The sequence below is a fragment of the Bacillus sp. 22446 genome, assembly GCF_052044955.1.
Classification (GTDB): Bacteria; Bacillota; Bacilli; order Bacillales; family Bacillaceae; genus Bacillus; species Bacillus altitudinis.
On sequence record NZ_JBQEOD010000003.1, the window covers coordinates 109,616 to 128,060 of the forward strand.

Consider the following 18,445-nt stretch of genomic DNA (forward strand, 5'->3'; position numbering starts at 1 on the left):
GAGAAACCCCCAGCTGTTTTTTCATAAAGGATCAATTTAAAGTCGTTTCTAATTCATCAATCCGTTTCTCCACGTAGTGCTGATCTTTTCTTGCATGAAAGGTTTCGGCTTTTTCTAATATCGCGGTGGTATTGTATTCTGGAATCTGGGAATAGCTTTCGTAAACTCCTTTTGGTATTAACACGTTTCCTTCAGGCCAATAAACTGCAATATTTCCACGTTTCAGCTCTCCGAATTGAGCAACTCCTTGGTAGGATCCATATTGATTGAAAAGGACAACAGGATCGCCTTCTTGGACGTAAAGCTCTTTCGCATCTTCTTCATTCATCAAGATAGAATGCCGCTTTCCACCATTAAAGGCATCCTTTTCACTGTAAATCATAGAGTTGAATTGCTTGCCTCGTCTTGTCGTGATATTGAAATGCCCCTCAGTTTTTCGATATTGGGGCAGCTGTGCTGGGAGCAGGTGTCCTTTTCCATCCGGTGTTGGACACACCCCATCTTCGCAAAGCCATGCGCCACCCCATTGAAAGACATCCCCTTTATGACGCAAATGCTGGATCCCATCATAGTTCCGATTTGCGATGGCAATCTCACGACGAATGTCTTCAGCATGGTCAAAATGAATCAGCTTCGCATCTTCTGGACGAACCCTTTTTGCTAGGTCAATATAAATGTCCCATTCAGCTCTGGCTTCTTCAATGCGTGGCCCTTCAATTTCCGGACTGAAATACACCATGCGTTCCGTACTGGTTGATGTACCGCCGCCTGGCTGTTCATATCTTGTCATTGCAGGCAGAACAATCACAGTCTCTTCTGCTTCTACCAGTGTAGAGGTGTTCAAAATAATATCTTGATGGACACGGAGTTCAAGCTCGGATAGTGCTTTTTCAATCGCTTCAGGATTTGGCATTGTTTCTAAAAAGTTTCCACCGCTAGTAAACAGCATCTTCAGCTTTTGCGGGTGTTCTTTTGGAAGAGCCATTTTTTCAAATGATTGCCCAATCGTGTCACCATGCCATTTTGGAATATCAAATCCCCATATCTTCTCGATTCTTTTAATATTCTCTTCATCAAAATCACTGCCGGGCAATACGAATGGATCGGCACCCATTTCGCCTGAACCTTGGACACCGCTATGGCCACGAATAGGCATAACGCCACAATGTTTTCTGCCAATAAACCCGCGTAACATGGCAAGGTTTGCGACTTGTGATATATTATCAGTGGCAAAGCGATGCTGAGTGAGACCCATACTCCAAATAAACACCCCTGAATTGGCATTGGCAAGCAGTACAGCGAATTCCTTCATTCTTTCTTTAGATAAGCCTGACGATGCTTCGAGATCCGACCATTTTAACTGAGTGACATGCTGCTTTACATCTTTTATGCCGGTTGTATGCGCTTGGATAAATTCATGGTCAAGAGCGGAATGGGGCGCTTGCTCCTCCATATCAAACCAATGTTTGATGACACCATTCATAAACGCAATATCGCCGCCTATATTGACTTGATAAAAATCATCCGCTATTTTTGTGCCGAATAAAGCACTTTCTGGAATAGAAGGGACCCAATATTTTTCCATTGCAGGCTCTTTATATGGATTGATGACAATGATTTTGGTTCCTTTCTTTTTAGCGGCGTACATATATTTAGTCGAAACCGGCTGGTTGTTTGCTGCAACAGAGCCCCAAAATATCAATACATCTGTTCCAATCCAATCACTATAATTACAGCTGGATGCACCTATACCCAGGGAGCGTTTAAGAGCGGTTTTGCTTGGTGAATGGCAAATACGAGAAGCATTATCGATATGATTTGTTCCAATAAATCGCGCAGCTTTCGCCGCAGTATAGTACACTTCATTTGTAATCCCTCTAGCCGTTAAATAGAAAGCAAGTTGACGTTTATCAATCGATTTGATTTTAGCGGCGATTTGATCTAATGCACTATCCCAAGAAATGCGTGTAAAGGCATTCTCACCTTTTTTTCGAATCAGTGGATAAGGAATACGCCCAAGTTTTCGAAGAGACGTGCTATCCATTTGTTTGAGCCGCTCAATATCTTCGAACCATTTTGGATCAATAGCTGGCATTGTGTTAAGCCGTAGCACATTCAGTCTTGTAGTGCATATATGGGGTCCTGCTAGTGTTTGATCGTATAAACCTGATACACCAAGAGCACAGCCGTCACAAACGCCCTGAGTCAATATACGGTACGCATAAGGAAGATTATCTTTGTTCTCCCATGCCACTTTCATTGTGTCTCGAATGTGTTTCGGTTTTACTTTTCCGAGCCCCATAGGAGCAAAAGAGGCCCATAGCTTTGGTGAGGGTTTTTTGTTGAGTTTAATAGGCCCCTTGTGTTTTGTTTTTCCCATGATATCGTCACCCTCCTATCATTTTGTAAAGCGTTTTCATATCTAAAAATTACCTGTAGATTGTCATTCTGTCAAATTCATATTAAGAGCGGACCGTGACAGAAGAAGGAGCAGTAAGATTTGATTCACGAAGTTGTTTAATATCCTTCCGAATGAGAAGAGATATGATAAACGCAATGAAAAATAGGCCGGAGAAGACCATGAGACTTTGTGTGTAATTGCCTGTAATGTCACGAATAAAGGAGGAAAATAAAGGTCCTGCTAAACCAGCAGCGGCCCAAGCGGTGAGAATATAACCGTGTATGGCACCTAGCTGCTTCGTACCAAATAAATCTCCGATATAGGCTGGAATTGAAGCAAACCCTCCTCCGTAGCACGTATAAATGATTGCCATCACGATTGAAAAGATGAGCGGTTCTTTTAAGTTGGGAAGTAAGGGAAAAGCAATGAGCTGTATAGTAAAGAAAATCGTATACGTATTTGGCCTTCCGATATAATCAGAGAAGGATGCCCATCCGATCCGTCCTAGCCCATTAAAAGCACCTAAAATTCCAACAAGAGTAGCTGCTGCACCGGCCGTGAAACCAACATTTTCTTGAGCAAGCGGTGATGCTACAGAAATAATAGCAATTCCGCATGTGATATTGATAAAGAGCATGATCCACAAATAATAAAAGCGCCGTGTTTTAATGGCTTCATTTGCGGTGAGCTGTGATAAATCTTGAGGAATTTTCCTTTGGCTTGTTTTTAGCACGTTAAATTGTTTGACATCATCAGGTGTTGGTGGTGATAAATAAAGAGATGAAACGACCATGATGATAAAATAAGAGATTCCGAGAATATAGAAGGTGTTTGCAATATCAACTTTTTCAATGAGAAATTGAATAATGGGACTGCAAATCAGAGAAGCAAACCCAAAGCCCATAATGGCTAAACCCGTTGCGAGTCCTCTTCGATCTGGAAACCATTTGACTAATGTTGATACTGGAGCAATATAGCCTACACCTAATCCGATTCCAGCGAGTACACCATAAAATAAATAGAGGAGAGGTAATGAAGACATGTGGACAGCAAACCCTGATCCAGTCATCCCAATGCCGAAGAAAATAGCTGAGAAGAGCCCTGATGCCCTCGGCCCATACTTTTCAACGAAATGCCCCATAAAGGCAGCCGATAAACCTAAAAATAAAATAGCGATGCTAAATGTCAGGCTTATTTCTGTTAATGACCATTGAAAGGTTTGATGTAAAGGATTCGTAAAAACACTCCACGCATAAACAGATCCGATAGATAAATGAATCCCCACAGCACTTGTAGCGATCAGCCAACGATTTTTTGTTTTATTCATTGTGTTCCCTCCATATAAAGCAAACAAAAAGTTTGATAAGATAGAAATATGTTACATTTTTATGACTTTTTAAAATAATATCACAATTCGTCTGGTTCATATAACTAAATTTGTGTTGAAAGGAAGATCAGATCATGAATCCTTCTGTTAAAACGAAACGGCGCATACACCAATATCGCAAAGGTCAAATGACATGTAAAACAGATGAAGTTGTAGAAGAATTCCCTTTAACCGTGCTGGTGAATGGTGAAGAGTTTGTCACACTCGTTTGTTCACCGGATCATTTGAAAGAATTGGTGATCGGTTTTTTAGCTTCAGAAGGAGTCATTCGATTTGAAAAAGAGATTAAAAGGTTTACAATAGATGAAAGTATGGGTTTTGCATATGTTGACTTACATCACACAACTCAGTTCCAATCCTCAGATTTTACAAAACGAGTGATCGGATCTTGCTGTGGGAAAGGAAGACATTTTTATTTTCTCCAAGATGTGAAGACGGCAAAAACAGCCATTGACCGAATCAGTATTTCTGCTGAAACTTGTATTCATTTAATGAAATGTTTACAGGAGGAAAGTCAGTTATTTCAACATACTGGTGGTGTCCATAATGCTGGACTGTGTGATACAGAAAAGCTATTCATCACTAGGACGGATATAGGACGGCATAATGCGTTGGATAAAATCTATGGATATTGTTTACTTCATAAAATCCCACTGAGAGATAAAATCCTTGTATTTAGCGGCCGGATATCGTCTGAAGTTCTGTTGAAGGCAGCAAAATTAGGGGTATCAATCGTCATATCAAAATCAGCTCCTACTGAGTTAGCACTTAAAATGGCAGAAGAATTAAATATAACAACAGTTGGATTCGTAAGAGGAGAATCTTTTAATATCTATACTCATCATCAGCGTATTACAGAATAGGAGGCTAAGTATGGTCAGTATTTTGGATAAAAGACATCGACCATTGCGCGATTTAAGAATATCCGTAACAGATCGCTGTAATTTTAGATGTACGTACTGTATGCCTGCTGAAATCTTTGGACCAGATTATCCTTTTTTAGATAAAGAAGAGCTGCTTAGCTTCGAGGAAATTGAACGACTTGCTGCGCTTTTTGCAAAGGAATTAGGTGTGGTGAAATTACGTATTACGGGCGGTGAACCTTTAATGCGTAAAGATTTGCCCGTTTTGATAGAAAAACTCGCAAAAATTCCAGGTATTGAAGACATCGCTATGACAACCAATGGAACGCTGTTACCGTTGTACGCAGAGAAGCTAAAGAAAGCAGGTCTGAATAGAGTCACCATTAGTTTAGATTCTTTAAATCCAGATCGTTTTAAGCAGATGAATGGAAGACACATTTCTATCCAAAAAGTATTTGATGGGATAGAGGCTGCAAAAAAAGCTGGACTTGCTATTAAGATCAATATGGTTGTCCAAAAAGGTGTGAATGATCAAGATATCTTACCAATGGCAGCCTATTTTAAAAAAGAAGGACACATTCTACGATTTATTGAATTCATGGATGTTGGCAATACGAACAAATGGAATCTCAAGCATGTATTGACGAAAAAAGAGATTATGGAGCTAATTCATTCAAAATACCCTATCAAACCAGAACCCCCTCGATATCAAGGTGAAGTAGCCAAGCGTTATTTTTATGAGGATGGGTCAGGAGAGATTGGCATTATTTCTTCCGTTTCAGATGCTTTTTGTGGATCGTGTAATAGAGCTAGACTATCTGCACGTGGCGAATTATTCACCTGTCTTTTTGCATCATCGGGCTTTGATCTGAGACGATTCATCCGTAATTCAGAAAATGATGAATATCTAGTGAACATATTGAAGGAACTTTGGTCAAACAGACAGGATCAATATTCAGCTGAGAGAGAGCAAAAGAAAGATCAGAAAAAAGTTGAGATGTCCTACATCGGCGGGTAATGACAACAAAGTATCATGATCATCGATTTTTGAAAAGAAGAGAAAATGCTATAATCACTGTTGAAAATCTTCTTTTAACATCAGGACAATCTTTCCTATAAGCTCATCCCCATAAAAAAACAGCAGAGATTCTGCTGTTTTTTTAAAATGCTATTTTGTACCTCAAAATTGACGGAGTAAGGATGAAAAAAAGATTTTTATTCATTTTGTCCTGCTTTACATTGACAGGAACTATGCTAAGATCAAATCAATCTTTACCAACTCGATTTTTTCACTCCTGGAATCTGTCCTTTATAGGCAAGCTCACGAAAAGCAATTCGAGACATTTTAAATTTTCTCAAGTAACCTCTAGGACGGCCAGTTAATTCACAGCGGTTTTTTAAGCGAGTGGGTGAAGAGTCTCTAGGTAGTTTCTGCAAAGCTTCATAGTCACCTTTTTCTTTTAGCTCTTTCCTTAATTGTGCATATTTCAAAACGAGCTGCTGCCGCTTTTTTTCTTTTGCAATTTTTGATTTCTTTGCCATTTAAAACCCTCCTGGTTTAAGTGTGTATGTTCCATTGAAAGGGGTCTTCAAACGTTGTCCAATCTTGATCAAATTCTTCAGGTGTGAGTAAGCATTGATCTAGTGTACGAATAATATCTGCTTTAGGTAAATCTACACCGATAAAGACAAGTTTTGTATGTCGATCACCAAACTCTGCATCCCACTCATCTAGAATGTCTGGTTCCTGATTTAAGATCCGTGATCGTTCTTGCTCAGGCAAGGCAGCAATCCAGTATGCGATTGGTTCAATTGCCACAGATTTTCCGGCTTGTGAAATTAAAATGGTTAAATCATGATGTGTCGCTAGCCATGTAAATCCTTTCGCTCGAACGATTTGCTCTGGCATTTGATCTAACCATGCATTCAGTCTGCCAGTATGAAAAGGAAGCCTTCTTTCATAAACAAAAGATGAGATTTGGTATTCTTCTGTTTCAGGCGTATGCTGAGAGTGTCCAGCATTGATTTCTTTGATCCAGCCCGCAGAAGCACTAGATTTTTCAAAATCGAATAAACCAGTATTCAAAATATCACTAGGCTGTACGTTACCTTTAGAGGTTCTAATAATGGTTGCTTCTGGTTGAAGTTTGGTTAGCACGTGCTCAAGCCGATCTAGTTCTGATGCCGATACAAGATCACATTTATTGATAATGAGCACATCACAAAATTCAATTTGATCAATAAGTAAATTGGAAATCTCTCGTTCATCATCATCTGAAACTGCTTCTTTACGATCCAATAAACTTTCTCCTGACTGGAAATCTGTCCAGAAACGGTTTGCATCTACCACCGTTACCATCGTGTCTAATCTGCAAAAACGTGTCAAATCTATGCCCATTTCTTCATCAATGTAAGAGAAAGTTTGAGCGACAGGAATTGGTTCACTAATACCTGTAGATTCAATGACAATATAATCGATATTCCCAGCCTTACAAAGGCGTTCTACTTCAATTAATAAATCTTCTCTCAATGTGCAACAAATACAACCATTAGATAGTTCAACCAGTTTCTCATCTGATCGAGAGAGTTCTCCGCCTTGCTTAACTAATTCTGCATCAATATTTATTTCGCTCATGTCATTGACAATAACAGCTACTTTTAGACCTTTACGATTCTGAAGAACATGATTTAATATCGTGGTTTTTCCAGCTCCTAAAAAGCCGCTTAGAACTGTGACAGGTATTCTCTTATCCATTTGGTTTAGTCCTTTTGAACATAATCATTTTGTATGCCGCCTCGCTTAAATAGTAATCGTTACGATTTGAATCCCGAAAATTATTTTGTTTCCCGATGAAGGGTGTATTTCTTTAATCGTGGAGAATATTTTTTAACTCCAATCTGTCTGGGTTCGTTCGTTTATTTTTTGTAGTGATATAGTTTCTGTCACCTGTTTCTGTACAGGCTAAGGTGATTTTCACGCGCATAAGTGCTATAACCCTCCTTTATTCCGTAATGATTACGATTTGTATTTTAAAATGATAAAGGCTGATTGTCAAGTTTAGTATCAAGGCTATGCCAACTCAAATAAAAAAGGGGTATCGCATTTTATTGATACCCCTTTCTATTAATAAAAGTCACCAAGTTCTTCTTCGTAATAATCTTCGTACTGTTGGACATCGGTAGGAAGCTCTTGGAGAAAGGCTAGCCCGCCTAGTATAAACATCAAAACGATAGCGATGAATGAGAGAATAACTGCGGCAATACTTGAAATGGCAAACAGTGTCTGCATTTTCATCATCTTAGCATATTGTTCCAATAATTCTTCGTAAGAAGTATCAGGCGCTTGAATCAATTGTTCAGCTGCTTTCACGGATTTTTGGACATGAATTCCCATCATAATCAGAAAAACGCCAATGGCAGCAGGAAGAACAAGCCAAAACCCACTGAGGATGGATAGACCACCTGAAATATAAAGAAAGATGCTCCCAACCTTTCCCCACTTTGTTATTGAATGAAGAGATTGAATGATTTTCTCAGTTTGTTGCAATTGTGTTCACTCCTTTATGTATTCACTCTATATCATACTTGAGCAAGTAGTACTTTAGGAAGAGTGAATTGACCTTATTTCTATCTTTTATTTACTTTTTATGGATAAATAAATTATTTTCGAATAAGAAAAAAGTAACAATTACTACAATTATAATCGAAAAATTTTGTCGTAAATAAGAAAAGTAGTTTGAAGTAATTAGAAAATTTATCAAAATATGTTGTTAGTTGTCTATCAATTGGTTATTATTGTATTGTATTACCATAAAAATTGGAAGGTGGAATTCATATGTTAGATCGAATTTTAAACAAAATGACCAATGTTCAACCTGCAGCTGCTAGATGTATTTTGCAAAGATTGGTAACTTCTTGCCAATCAGCACCAACTTGTTTCCTTCAAGGCGTTGGAACTTTCCGTTACTATGTGGATCGTGACACAGGTGAGATTTGTACTAGCCAAGAACGCGTTAAATGTGGCTGCTAAATTTAAGTATCTTATTTATTAGGGTGTGAACGCATGAGCATAACTCCAATTTCATTAGTAACAAATGCTATGCAGACGTCAAATAAGCGTCAAGCAGGCCATACATCAAATTCTTTTTTGACCCAAGCAGCGCAAATTGTTCAAGGCGACCATTCTCCAGAAGAGAGAAAGGCGTTATTTCAACAACTGACTTTAGTTCAGCAAGGAAAAGATTTAGAGCTTCATGTTTCTAAATTAAAGGAACTAGAGAAAGAGGTTCAAAAAGAGGGGTCTTCTTCCGTTACTGTGAATCAGCACGGTGATCAAGTTGACATTTCAAATGAAGCTCGCAGTGAGTTTGAACAAGCTGAGGAACAAACATCCGCTTCAAGCGAAGCTAATGAAATCGCTGCAGAGGAAAAAGGGAAGGATGTTCAGCCAAATTCACAATAATAAAAAATGAGGCATGTGTTTGATGCTCTTCACATGCCTCATTTATCTTTAGTTTGCAGCTAGTCTTGAATAAAGACCGTCTGGAAAAGGTGCTGCATATGAGATGGTATCATTGTCTTCTACCATGATGTAGAACGGAAACTCCTGAATTTGGAATGCGTTTATCAATTGTTCGTCTACCGGAATAATTCGCAAGTTTGTTTCGTTATCACGATATAATTCTTGGTCCTTTTTTTGCCCGTTTTTCAACAAAATACTCAATGAAACGTTTAGTTTACGCTGCTTTTTTGTTTCTAGGAATTGTTCGAGTGATGGAATGCAGTGCGGACATGCTGTGTCAGTGAAGATCAGTAATTGTTGTGTACGATTTGTTTGCAGCAGATCATTCATGTGAATGGGTGATGGCTGTTCGAGAAGTGGATGCGCAAGTTTCTGCCCCACGTGTTTTATAGGTAAAATGATAAGCTGCATCTGTTGTTTTAAATAGATGATAATTCCAGCCGTTAATAGAAGACTGCAAATCATAAGAGCGAGCTGTATAAGAAAAATTGAATTCATCGTATATCGTCCTCTCAAAGTGAAGTTACGCAAAGCTATCATATTACAAATATCAAAAATATGTCAATTATACTAAATGGTGTAAGGTGGAGCATCTCATGAGTACAGTGAACCATTGTTTATATGCAATCTCCTATACTTGGGAAAAAAGTCGTTCTTATCTTCTTTTAACTTTGTTCATTCAAGTGATCGTTGGTTTTATGCCTTTGGCTAGTGTCTGGATTATTCAAACTTTGATTAATGAAATTATTTTATTTATGACGTCTTCAGGTGACATCCAAAAGGTTTTGTGGTTATTTGGACTGCAAATGGTCATTGTGATTTTAGGATATGGACTTCAATTCATTCTTCAGCTTAGTCAACAGAAAGCGACAAATCTGATTGGTCTGCATTTGAAAGGTGAATTGCTTCAAAAAGCGATAAGACTGCCGTTTATTACGTTTGAGCACCCGTCCTTTTACAATGAAAGTCAACGTGTGATGAACAGTCATCAGCATGTTCTCAGTATGGTGAGAAGTATTTTTACAATGATGAGCGCGTTGATTACTGTTGTATCACTTCTTATTTATATGATCGGTATTCATTGGGGCTTAGCGGTCATATTGTTCTTGTTTACCTTGCCTGTATTATGGATTGAACTTTTCTTTGGAGGCGCACGTTATCGATTAAATCGTTTGTTAACGGCTAATGATCGAAGAGAAATGTATGTATCTGATCTCGTCGCACAGCGAGATTCTTTAAAGGAAGTTCGTTTATATGGAATAGGGAATTATCTTCTTCAAAAGTGGAGAGGTCACTACGTTAAAAGTGCAGATGAAAAATATAATTTGCTGAAACGCCAAGTGCGCTGGGAGATGGCAGGCGGGTTGCTCATGACATTGGCCTATGTGTGCTGTGGTTTATTGATTGTCTTTCTTATTTTTCAAAAAAAATTAGCTGCGGGTACGTTTGTTGCAGTGCTACAAGCTGTACAAAACATTCAAAGTGGGTTTCAAGATTTAACGAGGGAATGTTCTAGTTTATATGAAACGAGCCTATATGTTGATGAAATGAGAGCTTTTCAAAAGAGAGAAGAGGAAATGCATGAACAGACGGAAGAGGCAGCATCGCTTCAGGGAATTGAGCATATCCAGTCCATTACATTAGACAATCTCTCTTTTACTTATCCGAATATGAAAAAACCAGCGATTGAGCATATTCATTTTCATATGAATAAAGGTGAACGAATTGCATTAGTAGGAGATAATGGGTCCGGTAAAACCACTTTAATCAAATGTTTAACCGGCTTATACGATCCAGATCAACAGAATATGCACAAAGTCAATGGAGAGGATATTTCCACCATCCATAAAAAGACCTATCATGCGAGAATGGCTGTTCTTTTTCAAGATTTTATGAAGTACGAATTCACTGTGAGAGAAAACATAGGGTTTGGCCGTATTGATGATATAGAAGAGGAAGAGCGGTTGATTTCAGCCGCCCGTCAAGCAGGTATAGAGAAAAGAATTAATGAAATGGAAGACACATATGATGCGCAGCTAGGTCGCTTTTTTGAAGAGGGACATGAATTGTCTGGCGGACAATGGCAAAAGCTTGCGATGGCGAGAACCTTCTTTAGAGAAAGTGATTTTATTATTTTAGATGAACCGACCTCTGCTCTCGATCCATTGTCGGAGATCTCACTCATTCGAAAGTTGTTCGATCATACGCAGGATCAAGGTGTTTTGTTTATTACACATCGTATGGGAGCGGCCCGCTTAGCAGACCGTATCATCGTCATGAAAGATGGTGCTTTCATTGAAGAGGGCAACCATGATGAACTGATGGCATTACACGGAGAATACAGAAGGCTATACGAGGCACAATCTCAACTATTTCAACAAAAGGAGATGGTGTAAGGTGAGTGTCTTTTATTTCATAGGAGTCTATTTACTAGGAATCATTTTTGCAGGTGCATGGCTGGATAAAGCAAGGAAACAGAAGGCACATGTCCAGCAGATCAATGCTTATCGGCTGCTGCCGCCTTCTTTCGCGGCACCCATGTTTTATGTATTTTTGTTGATTGAGTTGGTTTGTACGATTCATTTGTTTATATGGAACATGTCTGTCCTGCCTGCAGTGGGCCTTACAGCCCTGTTATGTATTTACTCTGGAGCGGTTACGTTCAATTTAATGAGGGGGCATCGTGATATTTCGTGCGGTTGTGGAGGATTACTGGAAAACGATCGCCTGCATTGGGGGATTGTGATTCGTAATCTGCTGATGCTTACTCTTGTGGCAGGGTTATTTTATGTACATCCTAGTGTTGAAATGATTTCATTGCGGTTGAAAATGATTTGTTTTCTCATTGCAGCGGCTGTCTGTTTGATCATAGCGGTCAGCCAAGAAATTGTGCTATTGAAGCGAAAGTGGATCGACTCATTCCAGATTGCAGATGGATCAATTATAGAAGGAGATAAAATGAAATGACAGATATTTTATTAATCATTGTGTTATTAATTGTCATTGCCCAGCTGGCTGTCGTGTTTTTGCTTGCCCGTTTTATCGGGAGATTTATGAATAAAATAAAATCTCTTGATGGAATTGAATTGAAGGAAGCGGATATTGGTGACCCGGCTCCGTTATTTCGCAGTTATTCGCATGTAGGTGAAAAGGTGATCTTGAAGGAGTATTTGCAAAATGGGCGAGCTGTGATGCTGTTATTTGTGAATTCTACTTGTATGACTTGTAAAAGTATTTTGTCTGATGTGCAGCCTCAAACTTCACATGATGATGCTCATGTGATTGTTATTAATGGAGATGAACAAGCCGATGATGCCTCGCTTCTTCAATTGCTGCCGGAGCAAGCTGTTTATATGCGCTCATCACAAATTATGGAGTTGTATGGGGTAACAGTTGTTCCGCAAGCGCTTCTGATTGATGAACATGGTATCATTCTGAAAAGAAAATCGCTTCAAAATGCGGAGCAATTTGAGCAGTTGGTGCATGCTTCATAAAAAAAGCGTCTCTTTCTTCAAGAGACGCTCCGTTTATAATTCTTTTCCTAAAATATCTAAGTCGTACCGATTGCCGTCCATTTCTGCGATGCGTGGCAAATGTCCCCAAGTCTCAAAGCCGTGCTTCTTAAATAATTTGATGCTGGCTTCGTTGTGGCCAAAAATAAAGGCAAGTAACGTTCGGATGCCTAATGAGGGTGCCAATTCGAGCGCCTCTTGTAAGAACAGTGACCCTAAACCTTTTCCTCGATAGTTTTGGTTCAAGTAAATACTCATTTCAACCGTACCGTTGTATGCGGGTCTGCCGTAAAACGTTTCAAAACTGAGCCAGCCGTAGATATTTCCTTCCTTATCTGTTTTCACATAGAGAGGACGTTTCTCTGAATGATTCAAAAACCACTGACGGCGGTCTTCTACTGTAACAGGTTCTGTATCGGCCGTTACTTCTCTTGAAGCAATCGTTGAATTGTAGATATCGACGATCTCTTTGAGGTCATCTTCTGTTGCCATGCGGTTGAAAGTTTTCACCATATGTACCTCCATCTTTTTTCATTCATCATACATATTATTGATGCGATTGCGCAAAATAAAAAGAAAAATGATTTCGTGTGTATATATTTTTTGAAAAGTGTTCAGAATGTTGCTGAGGTGATGAAAAATGAGAGAGGAAGAAAAGAAACGTACTTCCAAAATCACAAAAGTTCAGCAATTTTTCCGTAAGCGCTGGGTATTCCCTGCTATTTACTTGGTCAGCGCAGCGGTCGTGTTAACAGCCGTTCTTTGGTATCAAGCTGTATCGAAAGATGTGAAAGACCAACTATCTGATGGAAATCAAACAGGACAAGAACAGCGTGATGATGCCGTTGAAGTTGGAAAGCCAATTGAAAATGTCGCTATGCCGGTCCAGAATTCTGAGAATGTTTCTGTCGTGAAAAAGTTCTATGAAGCAGATGCTGATCAAAAAGAAAAAGAAGCAGCACTTGTAAACTATAATAACACCTATACCTTAAGCAAAGGTATTGATCTTGCAGATAAAGATGGCAAAGTGTTTGATGTCACAGCTGCTCTTAGTGGAACAGTCGTTCAGGCGAAAAAAGATCCAGTTCTCGGTCACGTTGTTGAAATTGAACATGAAGATGGATTGTCTACTGTGTATCAATCGTTGTCTCAAGTGAGTGTAAAAGAAGGCGATGAAGTAAAGCAGAATGATGTCATCGGTGCTTCTGGTAAGAATCTATATGGTGCTGAAAGCGGCAACCATGTTCACTTTGAAATTCGTATGGAAGGTTTAGCGCTTAATCCACTTAGCTTCATTGATAAGCCTGTTTCTTCCATTGAAAAAGCAGCGCAAGAAGTGACGGAAGAAGCAAAAGAACCTGCTCAGCCAAAAGCTGATGACAAAATGAAGGAACCTGCTGCTGACGATAAGGCAAAAGAGCCGGCTGAAGAAAAATCTGAAGATAAGTCTGATGAGAAGGGGAAATCCTCTGATCAAGAAAAGTCTTCAGATTCCTCTAAAGACCGCAGTCAGTCAGAAGAAACAAAACAATCTTAATGTCATGTCAGATCCTCTGTGTAGATAAATGCACAGAGGTTTTTTTCTGTCTTTAAAAAACCTCCGCCATATGGCGGAGGGGATGCTATAAGGCGGCAGGTCCTTCTTCACCTGTCCGAATGTTGATTGTATTTTCTATCTCATATATAAAAATCTTCCCATCCCCTGGTTCGCCTGTACGCAGTACTTTCTGTGCTGTTTCCACGACCTGTTCAACAGGTACTTTGCTTAAGACGATTTCAATCTTTAAACGTTCGTACACATTGCTTTCCTTTTTGACGCCACGGTATAGTTCCGTATGTCCCTTTTGTAAACCGCAGCCGTGCACATTGGAAAAGGTAATCGAGGTGACACCAATCTTTCCAAGCTCCACCTTTAATGTTTCAAAATTAGCTGGACGTGTGACAATCTCCACTTTATACATTTTGCTCATAGAGACACCCCTTTTTCTTTAATCTTGATATGCTTTTTCGCCGTGCATCGTTAAATCAAGACCGACTGATTCTTCTTCTTCAGTTGCGCGAATCTTGAAGAAGATGTTGACGACTTTGATGATCACGTATGTGACAACTGCAACAAAGACGTATGTGGCCACGATGGCGACAACTTGTTTCCAAAGTAAGCTTGGATCGCCGTAAAATAAGCCGTTGGCTCCGCCATCATTGACAGATGTAGTGGCGAAAAGGCCTGTAGCAATGCCTCCCCACGTACCGCCGATTCCGTGCAGACCGAATGCATCCAGTGCATCGTCATAGCCGAACTTGGCTTTGAGTGAATAGACGCCCCAGAAACAAACGATTCCACCGATGATCCCGATGATAATCGAAGCAAATGGTGTGACAAAACCTGCGGCAGGTGTAATCGCTACTAGGCCTGCAATGGCGCCGGAGATTGCACCTAGCATCGTTGGTTTTTTGTTGATCATCCATTCGACCAACAGCCAGCCGATGATTCCTGCAGCAGCTGCTGTATTTGTGTTAATAAAGGCATACATGGCGACACTATCTAATGTGAGGGCACTTCCTACGTTAAATCCAAACCAGCCAAACCAAATCACAGCTCCACCAAGAAGTGTGTAGATCAAGTTATGCGGAGAAGAACTTGCCGCTTCTTTTCGCTTCCCGAGAACAATGGCTACGACTAGACCAGCCACACCTGATGAAATGTGGACGACGTTTCCACCGGCGAAGTCAAGTGCTCCCATTTCGCCAATCCAGCCGCCACCCCATACCCAGTGTGCGACTGGAGCGTATACAAATGTGACCCAAAGGAGTGTAAACACGACCACCGCTGAGTAACGAATACGTTCAGCGAAGGCACCAGAGATAATGGCTGTTGTGAGGACGGCAAAGGTCATTTGGAACATCATGAACAATGAATGTGGAATCGTATCACTATATGAACCAGGTTCAAAGCCAACGCCTTTTAGTCCAACCCAGTCAAAGCCTCCGATCCATGCATTGCCTGGCGCAAAGGCCAGTGAATAGCCAAACACGATCCAGACGATAGAGACAATGGCTAGTGAGGTTAAGCTGTGCATTGTCGTACTTAACACGTTTTTACTTCTCACAAGTCCTCCGTAGAATAAGGCTAAACCCGGTGTCATTAACCACACGAGTAGTGCGCAGAAGAACATAAATACTGTATCACCCATTTGCATGCTGCATTCCCCCGAATCATTCAGAATTAATAGATTTCTTAATTCTTCATTATAGAGAGAAAAGTCATATATAACATATTCATGTAAGTTTATCTAACATGGTTTTTTGGTCATTATCAATATAAATGGATGAAAAGTTCGTGAAAAATGAGAATAAACGTGTATGAACGACGAAAAATAAAGGGCATTTGACCTATAAAATCGAACTGAGAAACAATTTGGTTCGCTCCTCTTGAGGAGAATCAAATAATTCTGATGGGGTACCTTGTTCGACGATTCGTCCTTCATGCATATAAACAACTCGGTCAGCTACTTCTTTTGCGAAGCCCATTTCATGAGTGACGATGACCATTGTCATGCCTTCTTTGGCAAGACTTTTCATAGTTTGCAGCACTTCGCCTACAAGCTCTGGGTCCAGCGCAGAAGTGGGTTCGTCAAATAACATGACATCGGGCTTCATGGCGAGAGCTCGTGCGATGGCAACGCGCTGTTTTTGACCGCCTGATAGCTTTGAAGGGTACACTTTTGCTTTATCCGCTAGTCCGACTTTTTCTAATAAGACATTGGCTTCAGTTATCGCTTGTGCTTTCTTTGTTTTTTTCACCATGACCGGTGCTTCGATGATGTTTTCAAGCACGGTTTTGTGCGGGAAGAGATTAAAATGCTGAAACACCATGCCTATTTTCTGCCTCATTTCATTTAATTGATCTCGTTTTGGATGAACGGGACTGCCATCAATGATGATCTGACCGTCATTTTTTATTTCTAAAAAATTCATACAACGGAGCAAGGTGCTTTTTCCAGAGCCGCTTGCACCAATTAAGACGACGACATCATTTTCATATACAGTGAGATCGATATCTTTTAAGACATGCAGCTCTCCAAAGTATTTATTCAGTTTTTCAACACGAATGATCTCTTTTGATTCTGTCATGCTTCTCCTCCTAATGATCACTGACTGAAAGTTTCTTCTCAACGGTTTGCACAGCGAATGTTAACAGCAGGACAAGAACTAAGTAATAGACAGCCACGACAAGTAAGTACGTCATGTTGTCAAAACTGTTGGAACCTTGAGTGGTGGCGATGTTAAAGAGTTCATTGACGCTGATGAAGGCGGCAAGTGATGAATCTTTTAAGCCGATAATAAACTGATTGCCGAGCGGGGGAAGGGCACGCCGCATCGCTTGCGGGAGAATGATACGTCTCATGGTTAGAAATCGCCCCATGCCAAGAGAACGTCCTGCTTCTTTTTGACCTTGATCGATTGATTGAATCGCACCTCTAAATATTTCTGCTATATAGGCACCGTTATGGAAGGCAAGCGCAATAGAGGCTGCCCAAAAGTCGGGTATATTTAATTCTGTAAGCCCAAAATACAGGATAAAAATCTGCACAATGAGTGGTGTCCCGCGTACAAGGAAGATATAGGCATTTGCGATATAACCGAAAACGGCTACGCGGGATATTTTTAGTAAGGCAAAGAAAAGCCCGATGAACATGCCGATGAAAATGCTGATGACAGTGAGTTGTAAGGTGAGCAGCATTCCTTCTAAGAAAACGCCTCTAGAATCAATCAGCGTTTGAAAAAAGTGTGATAAGGTAGGCAAAACAATCATCTCCATTTGAAGAAAGTGCGCCTAGAGAAAGGCGCACAATCGTGGTTTTAATCCTGTTTGACGGTAATATCTTCGTCAAAATACTTTTCGCTAATTTGTTTTAATGTTCCGTCTTTTTTGAGTGCATCAATCGCATCATTGATCTCTTTCATGAGTTCTTTATTGTCTTTAGAGACAGCGATTGCTTGCTCACTTTGCCCGAGTCTTTCTTGTGCTTCAATTTTAAGTTTTTTCTTCATGGCTTCTGCACCTGTGGCAAAATCAGTGACGACCGCATCGTGTTTGCCGTTGGCTAGTGCTTCTAAAGCGACAACATCACTGTCGTAATATTTTGGTTCCTGCCCGCTATGTTCTTTGGCAATATCCGCATAGGACGAACCTTTAGAGACAGCGATTTCTTTGTTTTTTAAGTCATCTGCACTGTGAATGTCTGCGCCGGGTCTTGTGAAGATTTGCGGACCGGAGTAGTAATACGGTTGAGAAAAAAGGACGTGTTTTTTTCGTTCCTCGTTGATGGTATGACTTGCAACGGCCGCATCAAATTTGCCTGCTTTGACGCCTTCGACGATGCCTGCGAATTTATATTTTTTCTGTACAGGCTCGAGGCCCATCTTGTCGCTAATCGCATTGCCGACATCAATATCAAAGCCGGACATCTGGTTTCCATCCATGTAACTGAATGGGTGGAATTCACCTGATGCTGCAAAAATAAATTTCCCATCTTCCAAAATCGGTGACCCTTTCGCTGTAGAATTACGTTTATCTCCGTTCCCATTTGTTTCATTTGAACCGCACGAAGACAGAAGTAATACTGCAACCGAGAAAAGGGCTGGGACCCAAAACCGTCTTTTTTTAATAATAAGCTTCTCCTCCTTTTCAGCCGTTCTCCGTATAAGGAGAAAGTAGGCTTTTAAATATGTGTAGCATCTTACCATTTGTTCCTCATA

Annotated in this window: 19 protein-coding genes and 1 pseudogene; 7 read left to right on the top strand and 13 right to left on the bottom strand. The window is 40.1% G+C overall.

The genetic code is table 11. The features are described from left to right. Positions 1 to 31 precede the first annotated feature (31 nt). Both ACTJJD_RS07900 and ACTJJD_RS07905 read right to left on the bottom strand, forming a co-directional pair. Positions 32 to 2,380, bottom strand: coding sequence for an FdhF/YdeP family oxidoreductase (locus ACTJJD_RS07900; protein ID WP_047945746.1), 2,349 nt, complete (start codon positions 2,378 to 2,380; stop codon positions 32 to 34). A gap of 82 nt (positions 2,381 to 2,462) precedes the next feature. Further along, the gene (locus tag ACTJJD_RS07905; protein WP_048002965.1) at positions 2,463 to 3,728 is read right to left on the bottom strand and encodes an L-lactate MFS transporter; all 1,266 of its coding nucleotides are present in this window, start codon (positions 3,726 to 3,728) and stop codon (positions 2,463 to 2,465) included. A gap of 134 nt (positions 3,729 to 3,862) precedes the next feature. Here ACTJJD_RS07905 and fdhD point away from each other — a divergent pair, with 134 nt between their 5' ends. Together fdhD and moaA are read left to right on the top strand one after the other, a co-directional pair. Next, entirely contained in the window at positions 3,863 to 4,651 is a 789-nt protein-coding gene (gene fdhD, locus ACTJJD_RS07910; protein ID WP_024718748.1) for a formate dehydrogenase accessory sulfurtransferase FdhD, read from the top strand. 10 nt (positions 4,652 to 4,661) lie between these two features. Continuing rightward, positions 4,662 to 5,669, top strand: coding sequence for a GTP 3',8-cyclase MoaA (gene moaA / locus ACTJJD_RS07915; RefSeq protein ID WP_322536068.1), 1,008 nt, complete (start codon positions 4,662 to 4,664; stop codon positions 5,667 to 5,669). Between the two features lie 254 nt (positions 5,670 to 5,923). On the opposite strand, the gene rpsN is transcribed toward moaA, so the two are convergent. The 4 genes and pseudogenes from rpsN to ACTJJD_RS07935 form a co-directional block, all read right to left on the bottom strand. Then, positions 5,924 to 6,193: a 30S ribosomal protein S14 gene (rpsN, locus tag ACTJJD_RS07920; RefSeq protein ID WP_008343369.1), complete on the bottom strand. Its 270-nt coding sequence runs from the start codon at positions 6,191 to 6,193 to the stop codon at positions 5,924 to 5,926. Positions 6,194 to 6,209: 16 nt separating this feature from the next. Further along, complete coding sequence (locus tag ACTJJD_RS07925; RefSeq protein WP_440608269.1) at positions 6,210 to 7,406, bottom strand: GTP-binding protein; 1,197 nt, start codon at positions 7,404 to 7,406, stop codon at positions 6,210 to 6,212. An 80-nt stretch (positions 7,407 to 7,486) separates the two neighbouring features. Then, positions 7,487 to 7,635 (bottom strand): annotated as a pseudogene (gene rpmG, locus ACTJJD_RS07930) (50S ribosomal protein L33). Positions 7,636 to 7,775: 140 nt separating this feature from the next. Next, complete coding sequence (locus ACTJJD_RS07935) at positions 7,776 to 8,198, bottom strand: DUF5362 family protein (protein ID WP_007497598.1); 423 nt, start codon at positions 8,196 to 8,198, stop codon at positions 7,776 to 7,778. A 516-nt stretch (positions 8,199 to 8,714) separates the two neighbouring features. Here ACTJJD_RS07935 and ACTJJD_RS07940 point away from each other — a divergent pair. Continuing rightward, on the top strand, positions 8,715 to 9,113 hold the full coding sequence (locus tag ACTJJD_RS07940; RefSeq protein WP_007497596.1) for a hypothetical protein: 399 nt from the start codon (positions 8,715 to 8,717) through the stop codon (positions 9,111 to 9,113). Between the two features lie 48 nt (positions 9,114 to 9,161). On the opposite strand, the gene ACTJJD_RS07945 is transcribed toward ACTJJD_RS07940, so the two are convergent. Next, positions 9,162 to 9,671, bottom strand: coding sequence for a thiol:disulfide interchange protein (locus tag ACTJJD_RS07945; RefSeq protein WP_144683470.1), 510 nt, complete (start codon positions 9,669 to 9,671; stop codon positions 9,162 to 9,164). 98 nt (positions 9,672 to 9,769) lie between these two features. Between ACTJJD_RS07945 and ACTJJD_RS07950 the strand changes: the two genes are divergently transcribed. Genes ACTJJD_RS07950 through ACTJJD_RS07960 form a run of 3 tightly spaced genes read left to right on the top strand, consistent with a single transcriptional unit; the run spans position 9,770 to position 12,667 of the window. Then, complete coding sequence (locus ACTJJD_RS07950; protein ID WP_272754714.1) at positions 9,770 to 11,569, top strand: ABC transporter ATP-binding protein; 1,800 nt, start codon at positions 9,770 to 9,772, stop codon at positions 11,567 to 11,569. Between the two features lies 1 nt (position 11,570). Beyond that, on the top strand, positions 11,571 to 12,140 hold the full coding sequence (locus tag ACTJJD_RS07955) for a MauE/DoxX family redox-associated membrane protein (protein ID WP_213407044.1): 570 nt from the start codon (positions 11,571 to 11,573) through the stop codon (positions 12,138 to 12,140). Beyond that, positions 12,137 to 12,667: a TlpA family protein disulfide reductase gene (locus ACTJJD_RS07960; protein ID WP_108611052.1), complete on the top strand. Its 531-nt coding sequence runs from the start codon at positions 12,137 to 12,139 to the stop codon at positions 12,665 to 12,667. Before ACTJJD_RS07955 ends, ACTJJD_RS07960 begins: the two co-directional genes overlap by 4 nt. Positions 12,668 to 12,700: 33 nt before the next feature. Here ACTJJD_RS07960 and ACTJJD_RS07965 read toward each other — a convergent pair whose 3' ends face one another. After that, positions 12,701 to 13,198 (bottom strand): GNAT family N-acetyltransferase, encoded by a 498-nt coding sequence (locus ACTJJD_RS07965; RefSeq protein WP_081114213.1) that lies wholly within the window; start codon positions 13,196 to 13,198, stop codon positions 12,701 to 12,703. A 127-nt stretch (positions 13,199 to 13,325) separates the two neighbouring features. Between ACTJJD_RS07965 and ACTJJD_RS07970 the strand changes: the two genes are divergently transcribed. Then, positions 13,326 to 14,222 carry a M23 family metallopeptidase gene (locus tag ACTJJD_RS07970; protein ID WP_035389779.1) on the top strand — a complete coding sequence of 299 codons (897 nt, stop codon included), beginning with the start codon at positions 13,326 to 13,328 and terminating at the stop codon, positions 14,220 to 14,222. A gap of 85 nt (positions 14,223 to 14,307) precedes the next feature. On the opposite strand, the gene ACTJJD_RS07975 is transcribed toward ACTJJD_RS07970, so the two are convergent. From ACTJJD_RS07975 to ACTJJD_RS07995, 5 genes are all read right to left on the bottom strand, one after another. Beyond that, positions 14,308 to 14,655 carry a P-II family nitrogen regulator gene (locus tag ACTJJD_RS07975; protein WP_007497589.1) on the bottom strand — a complete coding sequence of 116 codons (348 nt, stop codon included), beginning with the start codon at positions 14,653 to 14,655 and terminating at the stop codon, positions 14,308 to 14,310. Positions 14,656 to 14,673: 18 nt separating this feature from the next. Beyond that, complete coding sequence (locus ACTJJD_RS07980; RefSeq protein WP_008343343.1) at positions 14,674 to 15,882, bottom strand: ammonium transporter; 1,209 nt, start codon at positions 15,880 to 15,882, stop codon at positions 14,674 to 14,676. A 193-nt stretch (positions 15,883 to 16,075) separates the two neighbouring features. After that, a complete protein-coding gene (locus ACTJJD_RS07985; RefSeq protein WP_008343342.1) occupies positions 16,076 to 16,816 on the bottom strand; it encodes an amino acid ABC transporter ATP-binding protein in 741 nt (246 codons plus the stop codon). A gap of 10 nt (positions 16,817 to 16,826) precedes the next feature. After that, positions 16,827 to 17,504: an amino acid ABC transporter permease gene (locus ACTJJD_RS07990; RefSeq protein ID WP_007497584.1), complete on the bottom strand. Its 678-nt coding sequence runs from the start codon at positions 17,502 to 17,504 to the stop codon at positions 16,827 to 16,829. A 41-nt stretch (positions 17,505 to 17,545) separates the two neighbouring features. Next, positions 17,546 to 18,433: a transporter substrate-binding domain-containing protein gene (locus tag ACTJJD_RS07995; protein ID WP_317328160.1), complete on the bottom strand. Its 888-nt coding sequence runs from the start codon at positions 18,431 to 18,433 to the stop codon at positions 17,546 to 17,548. Positions 18,434 to 18,445 lie beyond the last annotated feature (12 nt).

What these genes read in the sequence shown, in the direction of transcription:
- ACTJJD_RS07900 (WP_047945746.1), bottom strand. Translation starts at nt 2,380, where the DNA reads ATGGGAAAAACAAAACACAAGGGGCCTATTAAACTCAACAAAAAACCC.
- ACTJJD_RS07905 (WP_048002965.1), bottom strand. Translation starts at nt 3,728, where the DNA reads ATGAATAAAACAAAAAATCGTTGGCTGATCGCTACAAGTGCTGTGGGG.
- fdhD (WP_024718748.1), top strand. Translation starts at nt 3,863, where the DNA reads ATGAATCCTTCTGTTAAAACGAAACGGCGCATACACCAATATCGCAAA.
- moaA (WP_322536068.1), top strand. Translation starts at nt 4,662, where the DNA reads ATGGTCAGTATTTTGGATAAAAGACATCGACCATTGCGCGATTTAAGA.
- rpsN (WP_008343369.1), bottom strand. Translation starts at nt 6,193, where the DNA reads ATGGCAAAGAAATCAAAAATTGCAAAAGAAAAAAAGCGGCAGCAGCTC.
- ACTJJD_RS07925 (WP_440608269.1), bottom strand. Translation starts at nt 7,406, where the DNA reads ATGGATAAGAGAATACCTGTCACAGTTCTAAGCGGCTTTTTAGGAGCT.
- ACTJJD_RS07940 (WP_007497596.1), top strand. Translation starts at nt 8,715, where the DNA reads ATGAGCATAACTCCAATTTCATTAGTAACAAATGCTATGCAGACGTCA.
- ACTJJD_RS07945 (WP_144683470.1), bottom strand. Translation starts at nt 9,671, where the DNA reads ATGAATTCAATTTTTCTTATACAGCTCGCTCTTATGATTTGCAGTCTT.
- ACTJJD_RS07950 (WP_272754714.1), top strand. Translation starts at nt 9,770, where the DNA reads ATGAGTACAGTGAACCATTGTTTATATGCAATCTCCTATACTTGGGAA.
- ACTJJD_RS07960 (WP_108611052.1), top strand. Translation starts at nt 12,137, where the DNA reads ATGACAGATATTTTATTAATCATTGTGTTATTAATTGTCATTGCCCAG.
- ACTJJD_RS07965 (WP_081114213.1), bottom strand. Translation starts at nt 13,198, where the DNA reads ATGGTGAAAACTTTCAACCGCATGGCAACAGAAGATGACCTCAAAGAG.
- ACTJJD_RS07970 (WP_035389779.1), top strand. Translation starts at nt 13,326, where the DNA reads ATGAGAGAGGAAGAAAAGAAACGTACTTCCAAAATCACAAAAGTTCAG.
- ACTJJD_RS07975 (WP_007497589.1), bottom strand. Translation starts at nt 14,655, where the DNA reads ATGAGCAAAATGTATAAAGTGGAGATTGTCACACGTCCAGCTAATTTT.
- ACTJJD_RS07980 (WP_008343343.1), bottom strand. Translation starts at nt 15,882, where the DNA reads ATGCAAATGGGTGATACAGTATTTATGTTCTTCTGCGCACTACTCGTG.
- ACTJJD_RS07985 (WP_008343342.1), bottom strand. Translation starts at nt 16,816, where the DNA reads ATGACAGAATCAAAAGAGATCATTCGTGTTGAAAAACTGAATAAATAC.
- ACTJJD_RS07990 (WP_007497584.1), bottom strand. Translation starts at nt 17,504, where the DNA reads ATGGAGATGATTGTTTTGCCTACCTTATCACACTTTTTTCAAACGCTG.
- ACTJJD_RS07995 (WP_317328160.1), bottom strand. Translation starts at nt 18,433, where the DNA reads ATGGTAAGATGCTACACATATTTAAAAGCCTACTTTCTCCTTATACGG.